At 70.8% G+C, this 1,351-nt stretch carries 2 protein-coding genes; both read left to right on the top strand.

All coding sequences use genetic code 11. The features are described from left to right. Positions 1 to 101 precede the first annotated feature (101 nt). Complete coding sequence (gene fabI, locus ACEN88_RS31850) at positions 102 to 863, top strand: enoyl-ACP reductase FabI (RefSeq protein WP_413346180.1); 762 nt, start codon at positions 102 to 104, stop codon at positions 861 to 863. Between the two features lie 3 nt (positions 864 to 866). After that, a partial coding sequence (locus ACEN88_RS31845; protein ID WP_413346178.1) for a MaoC/PaaZ C-terminal domain-containing protein occupies positions 867 to 1,351 on the top strand: 485 nt, incomplete at its 3' end.

Genomic DNA, 1,351 nt, shown 5'->3' with positions numbered 1-1,351 from the left:
CACCGCGCCGCCCGCGCCGGGCGCCTCGCTCGGCCCCGCACCCGGCCGCTACGTGCTGGAACGCTGAACCCTCACTGGAGAATCCCATGCAGAACGCTCTCATCGACCTGCGCGGCAAGCGCGGGCTCATTCTCGGCATCGCCAACGACCGCAGCATCGCCTGGGGCTGCGCCCGCGTGATGGCCGCGTGCGGGGCCGAACTGGCCGTGACCTACCTGAACGACGCCGCCGAACCCCACGTGCGCCCGCTGGCCGAAACACTGCGCTGTCCGCTCGTGCTGCCGTGCGACGTGCGCGCGCCCGGCCAGCTCGAGGCCGTGTTCGACGCGGTGCGCACCGAATGGGGCACGCTCGATGTCGTCATCCACGCGATCGCGTACGCACCGAAGGACGATTTGCAGGGCCGCGTCGTCGACTGCTCGGCGGCAGGCTTCGCGCTGGCGATGGACGTGTCGTGCCATTCCTTCATCCGCTGCGCGAAACTGGCGGAGCCGCTGATGCCGCACGGCGGCTGCCTGCTGACGTTCACGTTCTACGGCGGCGAGAAGGTCGTCCCCCACTACAACCTGATGGGCCCCGTGAAGGCGGCGCTGGAAGCGTCGGTGCGCGCGCTCGCGGTGGAACTGGGCAGCCGGCGCATCCGCGTGAACGCCGTGTCGCCGGGCCCGATGGGCACGCGCGCCGCGTCCGGCCTGGAACACTTCGACGAGCTCCTCGACGATGCCTGGTCGCGCGCGCCCGAGCACATGCTGGCCCGGCTCGACGACGTGGGCGCGTTCGCCGCCTTCCTGGCGAGCGACGGCGCGCGCCTCGTGACGGGCAACGTCGAATACGTCGACGCCGGCTACCACGTGCTGGGGTGACCGATGGACACCATCAGCAACCGCACGTTCGACGAACTGAAGGTCGGCGACAGCGCGAGCCTCGCCCGCACGCTGACCCGCGCCGACATCGAACTGTTCGCCGTCATGTCGGGCGACGTCAATCCGGCCCACCTGGACGAGGAATACGCGCGCAGCAGCATGTTCCATGAAGTGATCGCGCACGGGATGTGGAGCGGCGCCCTGATCTCCACGGTACTCGGCACCCAGCTGCCCGGCCCGGGCACGATCTACCTGTGCCAGTCGCTGCGCTTCCTGAAACCCGTGGGCCTGGGCGACACCGTGACCGTGCTGCTCACCGTCGCCCGCCTCGATCCGGACAAGCACCGCGTGACGCTCGACTGCACGGTGACGAACCAGCACGGCCAGCAGGTGGCGAGCGGCACGGCGGAGGTCATCGCGCCGGCCGAGAAGGTCGCGCGGCCCCGTATCGCGCTGCCGGAAGTCCGCCTGCGCGAGCGCGGCAGCCG

Origin of the sequence: Massilia sp. CT11-108 (genome assembly GCF_047302915.1) — a bacterium.
GTDB classification, from domain to species: Bacteria; Pseudomonadota; Gammaproteobacteria; order Burkholderiales; family Burkholderiaceae_D; genus Telluria; species Telluria orientalis.
The sequence above is the reverse complement of the archived record's forward strand: the minus strand, read 5'-3'. Positions and strand labels throughout refer to the sequence as shown.